Genomic DNA, 18,519 nt, shown 5'->3' on the forward strand with positions numbered 1-18,519 from the left:
AGGGAATAGCGACCCTCCTACGATACCTGGGTTCATGAATTCGATTTCCGAAAGCGTTGGCACGGCGCTGCAGCTCATTGGTTCTCTGGATGCGCAGTTGCTGGCCATCGTGGGGCGTTCGCTGGCCGTCAGCGCCTGCGCGCTGGTGTTGGCCTGCCTGCTGGGCTTGCCTCTGGGCGCCTGGCTGGGCGTGGCCCGCTTCCCCGGCCGGGACCTGCTTTTGACGCTGCTCAACACCCTGCTGGCCCTGCCGTCGGTGGTGGTGGGCTTGCTGGTCTACCTGCTGCTTTCGCGTTCCGGTCCGCTGGGTTTTCTGGGCTGGCTGTTTTCCTTCAAGGCCATGGTGCTGGCCCAGGCCATCCTGGTGCTGCCGGTGGTGACCGCCTTGACCCGCCAGGTGGTGGCCGACGCCGAACGGTCCCATGGCGAACAACTGGATTCGCTGGGCGCCGGGCCGCTGCTGCGCAGCCTGATGCTGGCCTGGGACGATCGCTACGCCTTGCTCACCGTGTTGATTGCCTCGTTCGGCCGGGCCATCTCCGAGGTCGGCGCGGTGATGGTGGTGGGTGGGAACATCGACGGCTTCACCCGCGTCATCACCACCGCCATCGCGCTGGAAACCAGCAGGGGCGACCTGCCGCTGGCGCTGGCCCTGGGCCTGGTGCTGCTGGCGGTGGTGCTGGTGCTCAACAGCGTGATTGCCCTGCTGCGGCGCTGGCGCGAGCGCATCGACGGTGGCAGCAGCGCCATGCTGGCCGGGGTGAGCGCGTGAGCACACCGCTGTTTGCGCTGGACCGGGTCGACCTGGCCTTCGGCCGGGTGCCGGCGCTGCAACAGGTCAGCCTGTCCATCGCCCGCGGCCAGCGGGTGGCGCTGGTGGGCGCCAACGGCAGCGGCAAAAGCAGTTTGCTGCGCCTGCTGCATGGCCTGGCCCGGCCCAGCGCTGGCCAGTTCAGCCACGACGGCCTGGCCCGCCAGGCGATGCTGTTCCAGCGGCCCCACATGCTGCGCACCTCGGCGCAGAACAACGTGGCTCTGGGCCTGTGGCTGGCCGGCACGCCCTGGCGTGCCGCCCGCGGCCAGGCCATCGTTGCACTCGACCGGGTCGGTCTGGCCGACCAGGCCGGCCGCAATGCCCGCGCCTTGTCGGGTGGCCAGCAGCAGCGGCTGGCGCTGGCCCGGGCCTGGGCCCTGCAGCCCGATGTGCTGCTGCTGGACGAACCCACGGCCAGCCTGGACCCGCATGCCAAACGCGAGGTCGAGGCCTTGATGGCCGACTTTGCCCAGGGTCGGGGCGAGCAGCCCATGACGCTGGTGTTTGCCAGCCACAACCTGGGCCAGGTCAAGCGCCTGGCGACCCGGGTGGTTTACCTCGAGCATGGCCGGGTGCTGGCCGACCTCGACACCGCATCGTTTTTTCATGGGCCGTTGCTGCAGGCGCAGCACCCCGAAGCCCATTTGTTTGTCAAAGGAGAGCAGGTGTGATGTTTCTCAAATCTTTGCGTGCCCAGTCGGTTCTGCTGGCGCTGATGCTGGTGGCCAGCGGCGCGGTGCAGGCCCAGGCCATCGTCATGGCGTCCACCACCTCCACCGAGCAGTCGGGCCTGTTCGCGCATCTGTTGCCCGAATTCAAGAAGGCCAGCGGCATCGACATCAAGGTGGTGGCGCTGGGCACCGGCCAGGCGCTGGACATGGCCCGGCGAGGCGACGCCGACGTGGTGTTTGTGCACGACCAGGTGGCCGAGGAGAAGTTTGTCGCCGACGGCTTCGGCCTGAAGCGGTTGCCGGTGATGTACAACGACTTCGTGTTGGTGGGTCCGGCCGCCGACCCGGCGGGCGTGCGTGGCCATGACATCGCCGCCGCGCTGAAAAAGCTGGCGGCGGCCAATGGCAGCTTCATTTCGCGCGGCGACAAGAGCGGCACCCACGCTGCCGAGCTGCGCCAGTGGAAACTCGCGGTGGGCGAGGGCGCCAAAGGCAGCGGTTACAGGGAATGTGGCTGTGGCATGGGCCCGGCGCTTAACATCGCCGCCTCCAGCGGCGCCTACCTGCTGGCCGACCGCGGCACCTGGCTCAGCTTCAAGAACCGCGGTGACCTGGCCATCCTGGTGGAAGGCGACAAGCGTTTGTTCAACCAGTACGGCGTGATGGTGGTCAACCCGGCCAAACACCCGCATGTGAAGCAGGCCGAGGCGCAAAAATTTGCCGACTGGGTGGTGTCTGCCGCTGGTCAGGCGGCGATCGCCAGCTACAAGATCGCCGGCGAGCAGTTGTTCTTCCCCAACGCGGGGCAGTGAACCGGGTGCGGCGGGCTGCGCGGCCTCAGCGGCCCTTGGCCATGCCCAGTTTGCGGTAGATGGTGGCGCGGCTGATGCCCAACGCACGGGCGGCCACCACCACGTTGCCGCGGGCTTCTTGTACAGCCTTCTGGATCAGCGCGATTTCCACGTTGCGCAGCGGCAGCGTGTCACCCCCTGGCATGGCCTGCGCGGGGGGCACCAGGGCCGTGGTCTGGCCATGGGGCAGGGCCAGCGCGTTCAGCCGCAAGCCCGACCACAGCGGCACCTCCATCGCATGGCCGTTGTGCATGGCCGCGTTGAACAGGGTCTCGTAGGGCATGGCCAGCAGGTCGCGGCAATGCACCGGCGCGCCGGTCTGGCTCAGCGGCTGCACCATCTGCCGGGCCATCGAGTTGGCGGCGGTGACCCAGCCGTCGCCGTCCAGGCAGACCAGGCCATCGGTTTCGTCGCCCAGCGTGCGGCCAGGCCAGTTCAGCCGCAGCAGCAGCGCATGCGGGCGGTTCAGCACCATGGCGTTCTCGATGCACCGCGCGCCCTGGGCGGCGAGGTGGATCAGTTCCGGCCGTTCGGGTTGGTCAATGCCGGTCAGGTCCAGCATGCCTGCGCATTGGCCGTCGGGATTGAACACCGGCGCGCCGGCGCAGCTGTAGTGCTGCAGTCCGCTGAAGAAATGCTCGCCGCGGTGCAGCCACACCGGGTGCAGCTGGTGCAAGGCGGTGCCGATGGCGCTGGTGCCGATGCCATGCTCCGACAGGTCCACGCCGATGCGGGTGATCAGTTCGGCCCGCCGGTCGTGCCGGTCGATCGGGCCGTTGGTGTCCACCACCACGCCGTCGGCGTTGGTCAGGATGGCGAAGTAATGGGTGCCGGCAATGGCCCGCCCCAGGTTTTGCAGCACCGGCCGGCCCGCTTCCAGCAGCAGCCGGTTGGCGTCGATGGCCCGGCTGGCTGTGTAGTGCGACACCACGTCAAACTCCACCGACTGGGTGGGTGTGTAGCCCACGCCCAGGCAGCGGCGCCACGACTCTTCGATGTAGTGCCGGCCCTGCCAGTGGCTGGCCAGCGCGCTGTTGCCATCGGCCATGACGGTGCGGCGAGCCTGCTCGATGGCGAGCAGACGCGCTTGCACGTCCTGGGTGGCGTTGGGAATCATCATGGTGGCGATGGCAATCTAAAAAAGACTATAGAGCGATTGCAGCACGGGCGTCAGAGGGCGATCCCCTCGGGCAAGGGGTGAATCCGTGCATATTTCAGGGTTTCGCCTAGGTGTGATCGGGTTCAAGTGCCCCAATTTCGCCGAGTGGCAATTCGATAATGGCGCGCTGCGCGCACCGATCGCGCACCGGCCAAGCCACCTGGGACGTTTTGTCACAAAACGCAACCGGGTGGCTGCTGAACAACATCTACACGCACTGCACTGGAACCAAGCAAATGGAAAATCTCGACGTCATGGTGCTGCGCACCCTGCGTGACTGGCGGCTCGCCGGCAAACGCGGCCTGCTGGCCACGGTGGTGCGGACCTGGGGCTCGTCGCCCCGGCCCATCGGCTCCATCATGGCGCTGTGCGAAGACGGTGCGGTGGTGGGCTCGGTGTCCGGCGGCTGCATCGAGGACGATCTGATCTACCGCTTCACCCAGGCCTATGCCGGCAAGGATGCGCAGAACGCCATTCCTTCCGGCGCGCCGGGCTTCGTCAAGTACGGCATCACCGCCGACGAGGCCCACCGCTTTGGCCTGCCCTGCGGCGGTACGCTGGAGTTGCTGCTGGAATACGACCCCGACGCCGCGGCGCTGTCGGAATTGGTCACCCTGCTGGAATCGGGCCGGCTGGTGCAGCGCACGGTGCGCCTGAGCGACGGCCACATCAGCCAGACCGAGGCCCAGGCACCGGCCGAGCTGGCGGTGTCTGGCACCGAGCTGGTCAACACCTTCGGCCCCGAGTACCGCATGCTGCTGATCGGCGCCGGCCAGCTCACCGAGTACCTGGCCACCATGGCGCTGTTCAGCGGCTTCGCGGTGACGGTCTGCGACCCGCGCGAAGAGTACCGCGGCGCCTGGTCGGTGGCCGGCGCCAAGGTGGTGTCGGACATGCCCGACGACGTGGTCACGGCCTTCCGGCCCGACCGCCGCAGCTGTGTGGTGGCGCTCACCCATGACCCCAAGCTCGACGACCTGGCGCTGCTGGAAGCGCTGAAGACCGACGCCTTTTACGTGGGCGCCATCGGTTCGCGCCGCAACAACGACGCCCGCCACGAGCGCATGATCGAGCATTTCGAACAGACCGAGGCCACGCTGGGCCGGCTGCGCGGCCCCATCGGCATCTACATCGGCAGCAAGACCCCGCCCGAGATCGCGGTCAGCGTGATGGCGGAAATCCTGGCGGTGAAAAACAATGTGACCCTGCCACGCGACATGGACGTGGCCCATGCCAAGAACGAGCGCGCCATCCAGGCCAACGACCCGGGCGACCTGGTCTGCGGCATCCCTGGCCGCAACCGCTGAGTCAGTCGCCAGGGCGCCCGCGCAGCCCCTGCCAGGCCGTCGTGGCCCAGCGGTGCAACCGCCGCCGCAGGGCCCGCGCGCCGCGCCAGGCCCTTGACGCCCGCACCTGGGCCAGCAGGCTGTCCTTGAAGTTTTTCCAGCGGCCATACCCCTGCGCAAACCAGGCCAGCCGCATCAGCGCCGGCTGGGTCAACTGGAACAGCCGCGCCACCATGGCCGTGCCCACCACCTTCGCCCCCAGAATCACCACCAGCCCGGCCGCCACATGGCCCTGGCCCACCCAGTACAGCGCCAGCAGCTTGAGCGGGAACAGCGCCAGCGCCGGGGTGCAAAACATGGCCAAGGCGGCGTAAGGCGGCAGGCCGGCAATCCAGCGCTCCAGCGCGGCCCAGACCGGGAGCCGGTTGAGCCGCGCTGCCAGCCGGGCCAGTGGCTCCCAACCCCATTCCTCGAACAGCAGCAAGGCCACCAGCAAGGGGGTCAGTGCGGCGCGGGCCAGGCGTTTCAGCAGGCCAGTCAGGCGGGACAGGGGCATGCGGCTACTGTACCCTTGGGCCCTGACCGCCCCCGTGTTTTTCCGCGCAAAGTCCACACACCATGCCCGACACCCTGCCTCCGTCTGAGCCGCCGCGCTGGCAATTCTGGGTCGACCGGGGCGGCACCTTCACCGACGTGGTGGGCCGCGAGACCCTGGCCGACGGCTCGGTGCGGCTGCACACCCACAAGCTGCTGAGCGACAACCCCGAGCGTTATCCCGACGCGGCGGTGGCCGGCATCCGCGCGCTGCTGGGCCTGGGGCCGAATGAGCCCGTCACCCCCGACCGCGTGGCCTGCGTCAAGATGGGCACCACCGTGGCCACCAACGCGCTGCTGGAGCGGCGCGGCGAGCCCACGCTGCTGGTGACCACCCGCGGCTTCGGCGACGGGCTGCGCATCGCCTACCAGAACCGGCCCCGGCTGTTCGACCGCCACATCGTGCTGCCGGAGCGGCTGTACAGCGCCGTGGTGGAGGCCGACGAGCGGATGAGCGCCCACGGCGAGGTGGTCACGCCGCTGGACGAGGTTGGCCTGCGGGCCGCGCTGCAGCAGCACCACGAGAGTGGCCTGCGCAGCGTGGCCATCGTTTTCCTGCACGGCTACCGCCACACCGCCCACGAGTGCGCGGCCAAACGCATTGCCGAGGAAGTGGGCTTCACCCAGGTGAGTGTGTCGCACGAGGTCAGCCCGCTGATGAAGTTCGTCGGCCGGGGCGACACCACGGTGGTGGACGCCTATTTGTCGCCCATCCTGCAGCGCTACGTGGCCCAGGTGGCCCAGGCCATGCCCGGCGTGCCGCTGCTGTTCATGCAGTCCTCCGGCGGGCTGACCGACGCCCAGGCCTTTCGCGGCAAGGACGCGGTGCTCAGCGGCCCGGCCGGTGGCATCGTGGGCATGGCCCGCACCGCGGCGCTGGCCTGCCGCGAGGCCGGCCTGCCGACCAAGGTGATTGGCTTCGACATGGGCGGCACCTCCACCGACGTGTCGCACCACGCCGGCGAGTTCGAGCGCGAGTTCGACACCCAGGTGGCCGGGGTGCGCATGCGTGCGCCCATGATGGCCATCCACACCGTGGCTGCCGGTGGCGGCTCCATCCTGCGTTTTGATGGCGCCCGCTTCCGTGTCGGCCCCGACAGCGCCGGCGCCAACCCCGGGCCGGCCTGTTACCGGCGCGGCGGGCCGTTGACAGTGACCGACGCCAACCTGGTGCTGGGCAAGGTCCAGCCCCGTCATTTCCCGGCGCTGTTCGGGCCCGACGGCCGCCAGCCGCTGGACGCCGAGGCCGCCCAGGCCGGCTTTGCGGCGCTGGCCGCCCAGACCGGGCTGACGGTGGCGGCGGTGGCCGAGGGCTTTGTGCAGATCGCGGAGCAGCAGATGGCCAACGCGATCAAGAAAATCTCGGTGGCGCGCGGCTACGACGTCACCGGCTATCTGCTGCAATGCTTTGGTGGCGCCGGCGGCCAGCATGCCTGCGGCGTGGCCGACGCGCTGGGCATGCAGCGGGTGCTGGTCCACCCGCTGGCCGGCGTGCTGAGTGCCTACGGCATGGGCCTGGCCGACCAGTCGGTGATGCGCGAGCAGGCCGTCGAGCAGCCGCTCAGCGACGCGCTGTTGTCCGCGCTGCAAACCCTTCTGGCCACGCTGGCCGAGGCCGCACGGGTCGAGCTGCTGGCCCGCCAGCGCACTGGCGACGCCGCCACCTTGCAGGTGCAGCGCCGGGTGCTGCTGCGATACCAGGGCAGCGACACCGCGCTGACGCTGGCCTGGGACGGCGAGCCGCCGGCGCTGGCCGCGCTGGTGGCGGCCTTCGAGGCCGCCTACCGCCAGCGCTTTGCCTTTTTGATGCCGGGCAAGGGCCTGGTGGTCGAGTCGGTGTCGGTAGAAGCCGTGCTGCCCGGCGACGCGCCGGCCGAGGCCCGCCAGGCCCTGTGCCCGACGCGGCCCCTGCCGGTGCGCGAGCCGGTGCGGCTGTACGCCGGCGGCCAGTGGCACGAGGCCGCGCTGCTGGCCCGGCAAGACCTGTTGCCCGGCGACCGCCTGCCCGGGCCCTGCATCGTGGTGGAGGCCACCACCACCACGGTGGTGGCGCCGGGCTGGGAGGCCGAGGTCACCGCGCTCAATCACCTGATGCTGCAGCGCCGCCAGCCCCTGCCGCGCCGCCTGGCGGCCGGCACCACGGTGGACCCGGTGCTGCTGGAGGTGTTCAACAACCGTTTCATGAACATCGCCGAGCAGATGGGGCTGCAGCTGCAGAACACCGCCCACTCGGTCAACATCAAGGAGCGGCTGGACTTCAGCTGTGCGCTGTTCGACGCCCAGGGCCAGCTGGTGGCCAACGCACCCCACATGCCGGTGCACCTGGGCTCGATGGGGGAGAGCATCCGCGCGGTGATTGCGGCCAACGCCGGCCGCATGGCGCCCGGCGACGTGTACGCCCTCAACGACCCCTACCACGGCGGCACCCATTTGCCCGACGTGACCGTCATCACGCCGGTGTTCCATGAAGGCCAGCCGGTGTTCTACCTGGGCTCCAGAGGTCACCACGCCGACATCGGTGGCACCACGCCGGGCTCGATGCCGCCGTTTTCCACCCGCATCGGCGACGAGGGGGTGCTGCTCGACAACGTTCAGTTGGTGGCCGGTGGCGTGCTGCGCGAAACCGAGTTGCTGGCGCTGCTGCGCGGCGAGGTGGCGGGGGTGTCGGGCTCGGCCCACCCCAGCCGCAACCCGGCGCAGAACCTGGCCGACCTGCAGGCCCAGATCGCTGCCAATGAGAAGGGGGCGCTGGAGCTGCAGCGGCTGGCCGACGAATGTGGCCTGGCGGTGGTGCAGGCCTACATGGGCCATGTGCAGGACAACGCCGAGGCCGCGGTGCGCCAGGCCATCTCCCGGCTGAAAGACGGTGAGTTCACGCTGGCCATGGACAACGGCGCTGAGATCCGGGTGGCGGTGCGGGTTGACGCTGTGCGCCGCAGCGCCGAGATTGATTTCACAGGCACCAGCGCGCAGCAGCCCAACAACTTCAACGCGCCCACCGCGGTCTGCATGGCGGCGGTGCTGTACGTGTTCCGCACGCTGGTGGGCGACGACATCCCGCTCAACGCCGGCTGTTTGCGCCCGCTGACCGTGACCATCCCGCCCGCCAGCCTGCTGAACCCCCAGCCGCCGGCGGCGGTGGTGGCTGGCAACGTGGAAACCTCCACCTGCGTCACCAACGCGTTGTACGGTGCGCTGGGCGTGATGGCGGCCAGCCAGTGCACCATGAACAACCTGACCTTTGGCAACGACCGCCACCAGTACTACGAGACCATTGCCGGTGGCTCGGGCGCCGGCGGCCTGTGGGACGCCAGCGGGGCGCTGGTGGGCGGTTTTGCCGGCACGGCGGTGGTGCAGACCCACATGACCAACTCGCGCCTGACCGACCCCGAGGTGCTGGAGTTCCGTTACCCGGTGCGGCTGGAGAGTTTTGCGCTGCGACCGGGCTCGGGCGGTGCCGGCCGCTGGCCGGGTGGTGACGGTGGCGTGCGGCGCATCCGTTTTCTGGAAGCGATGACGGTGGGCATTTTGTCCAACGGGCGGCTCCGTGGCGCCTTTGGCCTGGCCGGCGGCCAGCCCGGCCAGGTGGGGCTGAACCGGGTGATCCGGGCCGATGGCCGGGTGGAGACGCTGGGCCACATCGGCCAGACCGAGGTGGGCCCCGGCGACATGGTGGAGATCCACACGCCGGGCGGCGGGGGTTTTGGCTTGGCTTAGCGCTCGGCGGGCGCAGGGCTGTCAACAAAGGCCTGGCCGTTGACGGTCAGGCCAGCGGCCGACCAGCGCGCCGCCGCGAGGCGGCCCACGCCGCGCACCCGGGCGATGAAATCGGCCCAGTCGGCGAACGGCGCTTTTTGCCGTTCTTCCAGCACCCGGCGTGACAGCGCCGGGCCGATGCCTTTGACGCTGTCGAGTTCGGCCACGGTGGCGCTGTTCAACTCCACACCCGCCTGGGCGGCCAGCGCCAGGCCCCACAGCAGCAACGCGAGAAAGGTGTGGCGCATGGGGTGGGCCTCAGCGGCGTCAGCGCGGCGAGCCGCCCTTGATGATTTGCTCGGCTTGCCGCATCACCCGGGCGTCTTCGGCGGCCTGGGCCTGGTCTTGGGCGGCCAGCCTGGCCTGGGCCTGGGGGTCGGCCAGGCCCTTCTGGGCCTCAAAGCCGGTGAACAGCATGCCTTGCACCGTCAGGCCGCCGGCGGACAGCCGCACCGCGGTGGCCTCGCGCATGCCAGGCACGCGGGCGACAAAGCCGGCCCAGTCGGTGAACGGGGCTTTTTGCCGGGTCTGGACGATGGCGCGGGCCAGCGCCGGTGTCATGTGCTTGACGCGGCTCAGCTGCGCCGGCGTGGCCCGGTTGGCGTCCACCGCCGCCATCGAGGCCGTGGCGAACAGGCCGGCCAGCACCAGCAGCAGCGACCGCATCAGACGGTTCATGGGGGCCTCAGGCCGGCCGGCTGGCCAGCCAGTCCATGTAGCGGCCGACACCGGTGGCCACGTCGGCAAAGCGGTGGTCGCAGCCCACGCCGCGCAGCCGGCCCAGGTCGGCCTCGGTGTGGCACTGGTATTTGCCACGCAGGGCGTCGGGGAAGGGCACGTAGCTGATCAGGCCGGCCTCGGCAGCGCCTGCCAGGCTCAGCGCCGGCTGCTGTTTTTGTGCGCGCAGCGCATTGACCACCGACAAGGCCACGTCGTTGAAGGGCTGGGCCCGGCCCGAGCCCAGGTTGAACAGGCCGGACACCTCAGGGTGGTCGAAGAACCACAGGTTGACCGCGACCACGTCGTCGATGAACACAAAGTCGCGCTGCTGGTCACCCGGTGCGTAGCCGCCGTACTCGCCGAACAAGCGCACCTGGCCGTCGGCCCGGAACTGGTGGAACTGGTGAAAGGCCACGCTGGCCATGCGGCCCTTGTGCTGCTCGCGCGGGCCGTAGACGTTGAAGTAGCGAAAGCCCACGGTCTGCGGGGCGGCGCGCTCGAAGTTCAGGCCGATGGCGCGGCGCAGCCACTGGTCGAACAGCAGCTTGGAATAGCCATAGACGTTGAGCGGCGCCTCGAAGGCCGGCTCTTCGCGGAACACCGCCGAGCCGCCGTAGGTGGCGGCCGACGAGGCGTACAGCAGCCGCGTGCCCTGGGCCTGGCAGGCAGTGAATAGATCGCACGACAGCGTGTAGTTGTTGGCCATCATGTACTGGCCGTTGGCCTCCATGGTGTCGCTGCAGGCGCCTTCGTGGAACACCGCTTCCACTTTGCCGTAGCCACCGGCGGCAAAGCGGCTGTAGAACTGGCCGGCGTCCACGTAGTCGGCGATCTGCAGGTCGGCCAGGTTGCGGAACTTGTCGCCCTGGGTCAGGTCGTCCACCGCGATGATGTCGGTGATGCCACGGGCGTTGAGCCCGGCCACGATGTTGCTGCCGATGAAACCCGCAGCCCCGGTCACTACCACTCTCATGCAAACAACTCCTGGTAACTGACGGTGGCGGTGCCGAACTTGCCCACCACGATGCCACCGGCCCGGTTGGCCAGCGGCATCGCCTCGCGCAGGCTCAGGCCCGCCGCCACCGCGGTGGCCAGCGTGGCGATCACGGTGTCGCCGGCGCCGGTCACGTCAAACACTTCGCGGGCCTGGGCACCCACATGCAGTTCGCCCTGGGCGTCGAACAGCGTCATGCCTTCTTCGCTGCGGGTCAGCAGCAGGGCGTCCAGCGCCAGCGACTCGCGCAAGGCGTGGGCCTTGGCCCGCAGCTCGGCCTCGGTGGCCCAGGGGCCAATCACCTGCTGCAGCTCGGCCCGGTTGGGCGTGATGCAGGTGGCGCCGCTGTAGCGCGAGTAGTCGCTGCCCTTGGGGTCGATGAGCACGGCCTTGCCGGCGGCGCGGGCGGCGGCAATCATCTGCGCCACATGGGCCAGGCCACCCTTGCCGTAATCGGAAAACAGCACCGCCTGGTGGCGGGGCAGCAGGGCCTGGAAGCTGCTGGTCTGCGAGGCCAGCACCTCGCTTTGCGGCGTGTTCTCGAAGTCCATGCGCAGCAGCTGCTGCTGGCGGCCAATGACACGCAGCTTGACCGTGGTCTTGAGCTGTGGGTCGCGGCCAAAGTGGGGCTGGATGCCGGTACGGGCCACCAGGGCTTCCAGCGTGTGGCTGGCCGCGTCGTCGCCCACCACGGTCAGCAGCGCGGCCTGGGCGCCCAGCGCCACCACGTTGTTGGCCACGTTGGCGGCACCACCGATGCGTTCTTCTTCGCGGGTGACACGCACCACCGGCACCGGGGCCTCGGGCGAGATGCGGTCGACGGCGCCGTACCAGTAACGGTCCAGCATGGCGTCGCCGACGACCAGCACATGGGCCTGGGCCAGGGCGGCAACAGACAGCGGAGGGGAGAGGAAGGTCATGGGGTGGTCAGAGTTCTTCAACCCGGCGTGGCGGGTAGCTGTCCCAGGCCTGGCAGCCGGGGCAATGCCAGAAATGTTGTTTGGCTTCGAAGCCGCAGGCGGCGCAGCGGTAGCGCAGCAGCGGCTTGACCGCGTGGTCCAGCGCGCGCTGAACCTGCGGATGGAATTGTTCGTGTTCCATCTTTTCGCCGGCAATCCATTTGGCGGCGGCCACCAGCGAGGGTTCGGTGCCGAGGTGGCGGGCGTACCAGTCGCGGGCCGAGTCGGTGGCGCCGGTGGCGGTGGCTTCCAGTACCACGATGGCGTCCAGCAGGTCCAGCGAATGGGTGGTGTCGTAACAGGCTTTGAGCAGTGCCAGGGCCGCGTCGGTCTGCTCTGCAGCGATGGCCAGTTCGGCCAGCAGCGGCGCGGCCAGCGGGGCTGCGGGGGAGCTGCCGTCGAACAGTGGTGCCAGGGCGGTGAACGCGGCAGGGGCCTGGCCTTGTTGGCGCAGCAGCCGGGCCCGGTCGATGGGCGGGCGGGCGGCCTGGGGGGCGGTGTCCTGGGCCTGGGTCAGCAAGGCCAGGGCCTGTTCGGCCTGGCCGGCGCCCTGCAGGCTGGCCGCCTGTTCACACAGGTAATGGGACAGGCGGCCGGAAAAGCTGCCCTGGCCGGCCTGCTCCAGCTTGCGCGCGATCTCGGCGGCCTGCGGCCAGTCACGCGAACGTTCGTAAATGGCCAGCAGTGCCAGCAGGGCCTGGGGCTCGAAGGGCGTGCCTTCGAGCTTGCGCAGGGCGTCTTCGGCCCGGTCGAGCAGACCGGCCTTCAGGAAATCCAGCGCCAGCGCGTGCTGGGCGCGTTCGCGGTCGGTCCGGGCCAGGTCACCGCGCGACAGCAGGTGCTCGTGCACCCGCACTGCACGCTCGTACTCGCCGCGACGGCGGAACAGGTTGCCCAGCGCGAAGTGCAGCTCGGAGGTGTCGGGGTCGATCTGCACTGCCTCGATGAAGGCGTCGATGGCCTTGTCCTGCTGCTCGTTGAGCAGGAAGTTCAGGCCCTTGAAATAGGCCTTGGGCGCCTGCCGGTTTTCCATGCGCAGCTGGCGGGCGTCCAGCCGCGAGGCCACCCAGCCCAGCACAAAGGCCAGTGGCAGGCCCAGCAAGACCCAGCTGAAATCAAAGTCCATAAGTGGGGGGCTGTGGCGTGGGGGGATCGGTGGGCAGCGGTGCAGCGGCAGAGGGCGTGACGGGGGCGGACGCTTGCAAGGCCTTTTTGGCCACACGGCGATGGGCCCACCAGCGCGGGACCATGCCCAGCACACCGACGGCCACGCCCACGGCGAACGCGGTCAGCACCACCAGCACCATGGGCGTGCGCCACTCGGTGCCGAAGAAAAAGTGCAGCACAGCGTCTTGCTGGTTGTTCAGAGCGAACGCGAACAGGGTGAAAAAAATGGCTGCCTTGAGTACCCACTCAAGCAGCCACATGAGGTGTTTCATGCGGGTCCTCTGTGACCCGCCGATTCTACCGAGCCGGCTTCTGGGCCTCGGCCTGCATTTCTGCGGTGCGTTGGTCGACCGCTTCGCGCAAGGCCTTGCCCGGCTTGAAGTGCGGCACGCGTTTTTCGGGAATGGCCACGCTCTCGCCCGAGCGCGGGTTGCGGCCCATGCGTGGCGGACGGTGGTTGATGGAAAAGCTGCCAAAACCACGGATCTCGATGCGGTGGCCACGCACCAGGGCGTCACCCATCGCATCGAGGATGGTTTTGATGGCGTACTCAGCGTCACGGTGGGTGAGCTGGTTGAACCGGGCAGCCAGTTCCTCCACGAGGTCAGAGCGGGTCATTGTTCAACAGGATGGATCGGCAAAACGAAGCAGGGGCCTGGCCGGGAGCGGCGTTCGGTGAGGAACGCCACCCGGCGGACAGGCCCCCGGGGTGCTTACTTTTCCGAGTTGTCCAGCTTGGCGCGCAGCAGGGCGCCCAGGCTGGTCGTGCCGGCGTTTTCGCGCGACGACTGCTGGCTCAGGGTGGCCATGGCGCCTTGCTCATCGGCCATGTCCTTGGCCTTGATGGACAACTGGATGTTGCGGGTCTTGCGGTCGATGTTCACCACCACGGCGGTGACTTCGTCGCCTTCCTTCAGCACGTTGCGGGCGTCTTCGACGCGGTCGCGGCTGATCTCGGAGGCACGCAGGTAACCCAGGATGTCTTCACCCAGGTCGATCTCAGCGCCACGGGCGTCCACGGTCTTGACCTTGCCGGTCACGATGGCGCCCTTGTCGTTGATGGTCGAGAAGGTGGTGAAGGGGTCGCTGTCCAGCTGCTTGATGCCCAGGCTGATGCGCTCGCGGTCCACGTCAACGGCCAACACGATGGCTTCGACTTCCTGGCCCTTTTTGTAGTTGCGCACGGCGGCTTCGCCGGGCTCGTTCCAGGACAGGTCGGACAAATGCACCAGACCGTCGATGCCGGCAGCCAGACCGACGAACACGCCGAAGTCGGTGATCGACTTGATCGGGCCCTTGACGCGGTCGCCGCGCTTGGTTTCCTGGGCAAATTCTTGCCAAGGATTGGCCTTGCACTGCTTCATGCCCAGCGAGATGCGACGCTTGTCTTCGTCGATTTCCAGAACCATGACTTCGACTTCGTCGCCCAGCGTGACCAGCTTGGCGGGAGCGATGTTCTTGTTGGTCCAGTCCATCTCGGACACGTGCACCAGGCCTTCGATGCCGGGTTCGAGTTCCACGAACGCGCCGTAGTCGGCAATGTTGGTGATCTTGCCGAACAAACGGGTGCTTTGCGGGTAGCGGCGGTTCACGCCCATCCACGGGTCATCGCCCATTTGCTTCAGACCCAGCGAGACACGGTTCTTCTCGGTGTCGAACTTGAGGATCTTGGCGGTGATTTCCTGGCCGGCCTGAACGACTTCGCTCGGGTGGCGGACACGGCGCCAGGCCATGTCGGTGATGTGCAGCAGGCCGTCGATGCCGCCGAGGTCAACGAAAGCACCGTATTCGGTGATGTTCTTGACCACGCCTTGCACCACAGAACCTTCTTTCAGGGTCTGCATCAGCTTGGCGCGCTCTTCGCCCATCGAGGCTTCGACCACGGCACGGCGGCTCAGCACCACGTTGTTGCGCTTACGGTCGAGCTTGATGACCTTGAATTCCAGGGTCTTGTTTTCGTAGGGCGACAGGTCCTTGATGGGACGGGTGTCGATCAGCGAGCCTGGCAGGAAGGCGCGGATGCCATTGACCAGCACGGTCAGGCCGCCCTTGACCTTGCCGCTGGTGGTGCCGGTGACGAATTCGCCGGATTCCAGGGCCTTTTCCAGGCTCATCCACGAGGCCAGGCGCTTGGCCTTGTCGCGCGACAGGATGGTGTCGCCATAACCGTTTTCAACGGAGTCGATGGCCACCGACACGAAGTCGCCGACGTTGACTTCGATCTCGCCCTTGTCGGACTTGAATTCCTCGATTGGCACGTAGGCTTCGGACTTGAGGCCAGCGTTGACCACCACAAAGCTGTGTTCGATGCGGACGACTTCGGCGGTGATGACCTCGCCGGTGCGCATCTCAGAGCGTTGCAGGGATTCTTCAAAAAGGGCGGCAAAAGATTCAGACATGTGATTTCCTCAACCGTCGCAGGTTTCCAGCCGCACCATTGCGGCTGTTTCTAGGACTGGACGGCGACTAGCTTGCGGACGGGTCCGCGGGTTGTGTTGCGAAACCAACCGGTCGGTGCGCAATGACAGCGCGGTGGGGACCGGGTGGGCCAGTTCAGCCGTCAGCGGGGTGCAAACGGCTGTTTTGCCTGCCACCAGGACAACGCGAGTTCGACCGAGTCATCGATCGACAGCGCGGAGTTGTCCAGCAGCAAGGCGTCTTCGGCGGGCTTCAGCGGTGACACGGCGCGGGACGAGTCCCGCAGATCGCGCGCCTCCAAATCTCGCCGGAGGTCTTCCAGTATAGACGAAAAACCCTTTGAAATCAATTGCTTATGACGCCTTTCGGCGCGCTGTGCGGCGCTCGCGGTGAGGTAGACCTTGAGCGGAGCGGCGGGGAAGATGGCTGTGCCCATGTCGCGGCCGTCGGCCACCAGGCCGGGCAGGGCGCGGAAGCGGTGCTGCAAGGCCACCAGGGCCTCACGCACCGCCGGCAGCACCGAGACCTTGGAGGCGTTCATGCCGGCGTCTTCGGTGCGGATGGCGGCACTGACGTCTTCACCGGCCAGCAGCACCTGCTCACCGACAAAACGCACCGGCAGCGCCCGGGCCAGGCCGGCGATGGCCGCTTCGTGCGCCGTGTCCAGCGCCAGGCCGGCGCGCAGCGCGGCCAGCGCGGTCAGCCGGTACAGCGCGCCCGAGTCCAGGTAGTGGTAGCCCAGCTTGTGCGCCAACAGCGCGGCCAGCGTGCCCTTGCCGGAGGCGGTGGGGCCGTCGACGCACAGCACCGGGATGTCGGCCGGCTCGGCATGGGCCAGGCCGAACAAGGCCTCGAAGTAGTCGGGGAAGGTCTTGCCGACACATTTCGGGTCTTCGATGCGCACCGGCAACCGGGCCGGGTTGAACGCGGCCAGCGAGAAACACATGGCGACGCGGTGGTCGTCGTAGGTGTGGATGCTTGCCGCTTGCCAATCGGTGGAGGTGGGCGGCGTGACCGCGATGAAATCCGCGCCTTCTTCCACCTGGGCGCCGAGCTTGCGCAACTCGATGGCCATGGCGGCGATGCGGTCGGTTTCCTTGACGCGCCAGCTGGCGATGTTGGTCAGCCGGGTCGTGCCATCGGCGTACAAGGCCATGGCGGCCAGCGTCATCGCGGCGTCGGGGATGTGGTTGCAGTCCAGCGTGATGGCGCGCAGCGGCCAGCAGGCGTTGGACACCTGCAGCCAGTTGGGGCCACTGGCCACCTTGGCGCCCATCATTTCGGCGGCCTCGATGAAGCGGATGTCGCCCTGGATGGAATCGGCGCCCACGCCTTCGATGCGGACGCAGGCCTCGCTCCGGCCCTGGGTGGCGATGGCGCCCAGCGCGATGAAATAGCTGGCCGACGATGCATCGGCCTCGACATGGATCACGCCGGGCGAGCGGTAGCGGCTGCCGGCGGGGATGGTGAAGCGTTGCCAGCCCTCGCGCTGCACCACCACGCCAAAACGCGCCAGCAGATTCAGCGTGATCTCGATGTAGGGTTTGGAGATCAGTTCACCCACCACCTCCAGCACGATGTCGCGCCCCGCTGCCGGGCTGCCCCCAGGCGGGGCAGCCCCCTCGGGGGGCAGCTCGGACATGTCAGTGCCGAGCGTGGGGGCCGGTCCTGTCGCGGCAGGCAGGGCCATCAGCAGCGCGGTGAGGAACTGGCTGGACACGTCGCCGCGCACGCGGATGGGTTGGTCCAGCGTCAGCCGGGGTGGTTGGCCGCCAGCGCCCAGCCGCAGCGGCGGGTAGCCCTCGTTGCCCAGGTAGTCGATCTGGCAACCCAGCTGGCGCAGCGCGTCCACCAGGTCGCCGATGGGCCGCTCGTGCATGCGTGGTACACCCGACAGCTCAAACTCACCGCCCAGCACGGCCAGCGCGGCGGTCAGCGGTCGCATGGCGGTGCCAGCGTTGCCCATGAACAGCTTGGCGCCGATGGTGGGCCAGCGCCCGCCCAGGCCGGTGATGGTGGCGGTGCTGCCTTCGCGCACCACGGTGCAGCCCAGCGCACTCAGGGCGTTCAGCATGACCCGGGTGTCGTCGGAGTCCAGCAGGTCGCAGACCTCGGTGCGGCCCTCGCTGAGGGCGGCCATCAGCAGCACGCGGTTGGAGATGCTTTTGGAGCCGGGCAGGCGCACCGTGCCGTCCGCATGGCGCAAGGGCGGAAGGTCCAGGAATTCAGTGGCAAACATCAGGGCAGGAAATCGGGTTTGGTGGTGGGCATCTGCCACCGGCTGCGGGCGGCGCTGGCGCGGGCGATGGCGGATTCCAGCGCGGCGCTGTGGCCGTTGGCCATCAGGTCTTCAAAGGACTGCAGGGCGCTGCGGAAGGCGGCCGACTGGCGAATCACCTCGTCCTTGTTGGCCAGCAGGATGTCGCGCCAGACCTTGGGGTCGCTGGCGGCGATGCGGGAAAAATCGCGAAAACCCGGGCCGGCCATGTCCAGGTAGTCCTCGCCGCGGGGCTGGCTGGCCAGGCCCTGCATGTAGGCAAAGGCAATCAGGTGCGGCAAATGGCTCACCGCGGCGTAGGTGGCGTCGTGGGCGTCGGGCGACATGGTGACCACCTGGCAGCCCAGCGCCTTCCACACCGCGCTGGCCTTGCTGAGCTGGGCGGTCAGGGTGCGCTCGATGGGCGTCAGGATGACCTGGCGGCCCCAGTACAGATCGGCATCGGCATGGTCCACGCCGGCCTGTTCCTTGCCGGCGATGGGGTGGGCCGGCACAAAGGCGCCGACCTGGTCACGCAGGATGCGGCGGGCCGCGTCCACCACGTCGACCTTGGTCGAGCCCACGTCCATCACCAGCATGCCGGGTGTCACCAGGTGGCGGATGGCTTTCAGCGTTGATTCGATGGCGCCCACCGGCACCGCCACCAACACGATGTCGGAGCCCGACACCGCCAGCAGCGCCGACGAGGCCTCGACATCGATCACGCCCATTTGCTTGGCGCGCTCGGTGGTGGAGGGCGACTTGCTGTAGCCCACCACCCGGCGCACCAGGCCGGCGCGCTTGAGCGCCAGCGCGAACGAGCCACCCATCAGGCCGCAGCCGATCAGGCCCAGTTGGTCAAACATCGGTGCG

At 68.3% G+C, this 18,519-nt stretch carries 17 protein-coding genes; 5 read left to right on the forward strand and 12 right to left on the reverse strand.

Annotation, left to right across the window (positions count from 1 at the left end):
• Positions 1 to 34: 34 nt before the first annotated feature.
• Genes AC4BAR_RS03655 through AC4BAR_RS03665 form a run of 3 tightly spaced genes read left to right on the forward strand, consistent with a single transcriptional unit; the run spans position 35 to position 2,297 of the window.
• Complete coding sequence (locus AC4BAR_RS03655) at positions 35 to 772, forward strand: ABC transporter permease (protein WP_490626447.1); 738 nt, start codon at positions 35 to 37, stop codon at positions 770 to 772.
• Positions 769 to 1,485 (forward strand): ABC transporter ATP-binding protein, encoded by a 717-nt coding sequence (locus AC4BAR_RS03660; protein ID WP_490626448.1) that lies wholly within the window; start codon positions 769 to 771, stop codon positions 1,483 to 1,485. The genes AC4BAR_RS03655 and AC4BAR_RS03660 overlap by 4 nt, the downstream gene beginning before the upstream one ends.
• Positions 1,485 to 2,297 carry an ABC transporter substrate-binding protein gene (locus tag AC4BAR_RS03665; RefSeq protein ID WP_490626449.1) on the forward strand — a complete coding sequence of 271 codons (813 nt, stop codon included), beginning with the start codon at positions 1,485 to 1,487 and terminating at the stop codon, positions 2,295 to 2,297. The genes AC4BAR_RS03660 and AC4BAR_RS03665 overlap by 1 nt, the downstream gene beginning before the upstream one ends.
• A gap of 25 nt (positions 2,298 to 2,322) precedes the next feature.
• Here AC4BAR_RS03665 and AC4BAR_RS03670 read toward each other — a convergent pair whose 3' ends face one another.
• Complete coding sequence (locus AC4BAR_RS03670; protein ID WP_490626450.1) at positions 2,323 to 3,456, reverse strand: helix-turn-helix domain-containing protein; 1,134 nt, start codon at positions 3,454 to 3,456, stop codon at positions 2,323 to 2,325.
• Positions 3,457 to 3,731: 275 nt separating this feature from the next.
• On the opposite strand from AC4BAR_RS03670, the gene AC4BAR_RS03675 reads away from it, so the two are divergent.
• A complete protein-coding gene (locus AC4BAR_RS03675; RefSeq protein ID WP_490626451.1) occupies positions 3,732 to 4,802 on the forward strand; it encodes an XdhC family protein in 1,071 nt (356 codons plus the stop codon).
• Position 4,803: 1 nt separating this feature from the next.
• On the opposite strand, the gene AC4BAR_RS03680 is transcribed toward AC4BAR_RS03675, so the two are convergent.
• The gene (locus tag AC4BAR_RS03680; RefSeq protein ID WP_490626452.1) at positions 4,804 to 5,337 is read right to left on the reverse strand and encodes a hypothetical protein; all 534 of its coding nucleotides are present in this window, start codon (positions 5,335 to 5,337) and stop codon (positions 4,804 to 4,806) included.
• A gap of 62 nt (positions 5,338 to 5,399) precedes the next feature.
• On the opposite strand from AC4BAR_RS03680, the gene AC4BAR_RS03685 reads away from it, so the two are divergent.
• Positions 5,400 to 9,092, forward strand: a complete 3,693-nt coding sequence (locus AC4BAR_RS03685) for a hydantoinase B/oxoprolinase family protein (RefSeq protein ID WP_490626453.1) — start codon at positions 5,400 to 5,402, stop codon at positions 9,090 to 9,092.
• Here the strand turns inward: AC4BAR_RS03685 and AC4BAR_RS03690 are convergent.
• From AC4BAR_RS03690 to AC4BAR_RS03735, 10 genes are all read right to left on the reverse strand, one after another.
• Positions 9,089 to 9,379 carry a ComEA family DNA-binding protein gene (locus tag AC4BAR_RS03690; RefSeq protein WP_490626454.1) on the reverse strand — a complete coding sequence of 97 codons (291 nt, stop codon included), beginning with the start codon at positions 9,377 to 9,379 and terminating at the stop codon, positions 9,089 to 9,091. The two genes, AC4BAR_RS03685 and AC4BAR_RS03690, sit on opposite strands and share 4 nt — an antisense overlap.
• Positions 9,380 to 9,398: 19 nt before the next feature.
• Positions 9,399 to 9,809 (reverse strand): ComEA family DNA-binding protein, encoded by a 411-nt coding sequence (locus AC4BAR_RS03695; protein WP_490626455.1) that lies wholly within the window; start codon positions 9,807 to 9,809, stop codon positions 9,399 to 9,401.
• 7 nt (positions 9,810 to 9,816) lie between these two features.
• Complete coding sequence (gene rfaD / locus AC4BAR_RS03700; protein ID WP_490626456.1) at positions 9,817 to 10,824, reverse strand: ADP-glyceromanno-heptose 6-epimerase; 1,008 nt, start codon at positions 10,822 to 10,824, stop codon at positions 9,817 to 9,819.
• Positions 10,821 to 11,765 (reverse strand): D-glycero-beta-D-manno-heptose-7-phosphate kinase, encoded by a 945-nt coding sequence (rfaE1, locus tag AC4BAR_RS03705; RefSeq protein ID WP_490626457.1) that lies wholly within the window; start codon positions 11,763 to 11,765, stop codon positions 10,821 to 10,823. Before rfaE1 ends, rfaD begins: the two co-directional genes overlap by 4 nt.
• Positions 11,766 to 11,772: 7 nt before the next feature.
• On the reverse strand, positions 11,773 to 12,930 hold the full coding sequence (gene lapB / locus AC4BAR_RS03710; RefSeq protein WP_490626458.1) for a lipopolysaccharide assembly protein LapB: 1,158 nt from the start codon (positions 12,928 to 12,930) through the stop codon (positions 11,773 to 11,775).
• Positions 12,920 to 13,243 (reverse strand): LapA family protein, encoded by a 324-nt coding sequence (locus AC4BAR_RS03715; RefSeq protein ID WP_490626459.1) that lies wholly within the window; start codon positions 13,241 to 13,243, stop codon positions 12,920 to 12,922. The genes lapB and AC4BAR_RS03715 overlap by 11 nt, the downstream gene beginning before the upstream one ends.
• Positions 13,244 to 13,268: 25 nt before the next feature.
• Entirely contained in the window at positions 13,269 to 13,589 is a 321-nt protein-coding gene (locus AC4BAR_RS03720; RefSeq protein WP_490626460.1) for an integration host factor subunit beta, read from the reverse strand.
• Between the two features lie 95 nt (positions 13,590 to 13,684).
• Positions 13,685 to 15,370, reverse strand: a complete 1,686-nt coding sequence (rpsA, locus tag AC4BAR_RS03725) for a 30S ribosomal protein S1 (protein ID WP_490626461.1) — start codon at positions 15,368 to 15,370, stop codon at positions 13,685 to 13,687.
• A gap of 161 nt (positions 15,371 to 15,531) precedes the next feature.
• Positions 15,532 to 17,628 carry a bifunctional 3-phosphoshikimate 1-carboxyvinyltransferase/cytidylate kinase gene (locus tag AC4BAR_RS03730; protein ID WP_490626462.1) on the reverse strand — a complete coding sequence of 699 codons (2,097 nt, stop codon included), beginning with the start codon at positions 17,626 to 17,628 and terminating at the stop codon, positions 15,532 to 15,534.
• On the reverse strand, positions 17,628 to 18,512 hold the full coding sequence (locus AC4BAR_RS03735) for a prephenate dehydrogenase (RefSeq protein ID WP_490626463.1): 885 nt from the start codon (positions 18,510 to 18,512) through the stop codon (positions 17,628 to 17,630). The genes AC4BAR_RS03730 and AC4BAR_RS03735 overlap by 1 nt, the downstream gene beginning before the upstream one ends.
• Positions 18,513 to 18,519: the final 7 nt, after the last annotated feature.

The organism is Rhodoferax sp. SPJ4 (assembly GCF_058216275.1).

Coding starts and splice junctions, on each gene's coding strand:
- AC4BAR_RS03695 (WP_490626455.1), bottom strand. CDS start 9,809: ATGAACCGTCTGATGCGGTCGCTGCTGCTGGTGCTGGCCGGCCTGTTC.
- AC4BAR_RS03715 (WP_490626459.1), bottom strand. CDS start 13,243: ATGAAACACCTCATGTGGCTGCTTGAGTGGGTACTCAAGGCAGCCATT.
- AC4BAR_RS03655 (WP_490626447.1), top strand. CDS start 35: ATGAATTCGATTTCCGAAAGCGTTGGCACGGCGCTGCAGCTCATTGGT.
- AC4BAR_RS03675 (WP_490626451.1), top strand. CDS start 3,732: ATGGAAAATCTCGACGTCATGGTGCTGCGCACCCTGCGTGACTGGCGG.
- rpsA (WP_490626461.1), bottom strand. CDS start 15,370: ATGTCTGAATCTTTTGCCGCCCTTTTTGAAGAATCCCTGCAACGCTCT.
- rfaD (WP_490626456.1), bottom strand. CDS start 10,824: ATGAGAGTGGTAGTGACCGGGGCTGCGGGTTTCATCGGCAGCAACATC.
- AC4BAR_RS03665 (WP_490626449.1), top strand. CDS start 1,485: ATGTTTCTCAAATCTTTGCGTGCCCAGTCGGTTCTGCTGGCGCTGATG.
- lapB (WP_490626458.1), bottom strand. CDS start 12,930: ATGGACTTTGATTTCAGCTGGGTCTTGCTGGGCCTGCCACTGGCCTTT.
- rfaE1 (WP_490626457.1), bottom strand. CDS start 11,765: ATGACCTTCCTCTCCCCTCCGCTGTCTGTTGCCGCCCTGGCCCAGGCC.
- AC4BAR_RS03690 (WP_490626454.1), bottom strand. CDS start 9,379: ATGCGCCACACCTTTCTCGCGTTGCTGCTGTGGGGCCTGGCGCTGGCC.
- AC4BAR_RS03670 (WP_490626450.1), bottom strand. CDS start 3,456: ATGATGATTCCCAACGCCACCCAGGACGTGCAAGCGCGTCTGCTCGCC.
- AC4BAR_RS03685 (WP_490626453.1), top strand. CDS start 5,400: ATGCCCGACACCCTGCCTCCGTCTGAGCCGCCGCGCTGGCAATTCTGG.
- AC4BAR_RS03735 (WP_490626463.1), bottom strand. CDS start 18,512: ATGTTTGACCAACTGGGCCTGATCGGCTGCGGCCTGATGGGTGGCTCG.
- AC4BAR_RS03730 (WP_490626462.1), bottom strand. CDS start 17,628: ATGTTTGCCACTGAATTCCTGGACCTTCCGCCCTTGCGCCATGCGGAC.
- AC4BAR_RS03680 (WP_490626452.1), bottom strand. CDS start 5,337: ATGCCCCTGTCCCGCCTGACTGGCCTGCTGAAACGCCTGGCCCGCGCC.
- AC4BAR_RS03720 (WP_490626460.1), bottom strand. CDS start 13,589: ATGACCCGCTCTGACCTCGTGGAGGAACTGGCTGCCCGGTTCAACCAG.